This is a genomic window from Priestia sp. TGN 0903 (genome assembly GCF_050846855.1).
Lineage (GTDB): Bacteria > Bacillota > Bacilli > Bacillales > Bacillaceae_H > Priestia > Priestia zanthoxyli.
This window is the reverse complement of record NZ_JBOZGL010000042.1, coordinates 1-587: the sequence shown is the minus strand read 5'-3', so window position 1 is coordinate 587 and position 587 is coordinate 1. Positions and strand designations below refer to the sequence as shown.

Genomic DNA, 587 nt, shown 5'->3' with positions numbered 1-587 from the left:
CTTCCGCGCTGCCGACCGGTGCGTGCTGGCTATCGCTGATGCGGTGGAGCGGATGCGTGGCATTGTGCTCGCCACAGGCAAGGCGACCATCACGCAGTCGAACTACAAGACCAGCGATGACTTCGGTCGAGACGCCGACCTGACCATCACCGCGAACAGCCTCTGGTCGACCGACACCACGGACGGACTGACCCAACTCGAGACGTGGATGGACCTGTACTCCACCCGCAACGGCACCGAACCCGGCGCGATCGTCATGTCGCGCCGCGTGTTCCGCGCCCTGTCCGGCCTTAAGGTCATGCAGGGCCAGACCGCTGCTGGGGCGTTCCGCCGCCCGATGGAGCAGGATGTTCGCGGCATCGTGTCCTCAGCCGGCCTGCCCGACATCATCATCTACGACCGGCGCACGAAGAGCGGGCGCGTCATCCCTGACGACACGCTGCTTTTCCTGCCGGAGCCGACCGCCATCGATGACTACAACGGGACCGAGCTCGGCGCCACGTTCTGGGGTCAGACCCTGACCGCGACCGATCCGAAGTTCTCGCTCGTCGATGCGGAGATGCCGGGTCTCGTCGCAGGGCAGATCG

General features: G+C 65.9%; 1 protein-coding gene. It reads left to right on the top strand.

What is annotated here, in order from left to right; all coding sequences use genetic code 11:
- Positions 1-52: 52 nt before the first annotated feature.
- The coding region (locus ACRPLY_RS26815) for a major capsid protein (RefSeq protein ID WP_432232233.1) at positions 53-587 on the top strand (535 nt) is incomplete at its 3' end.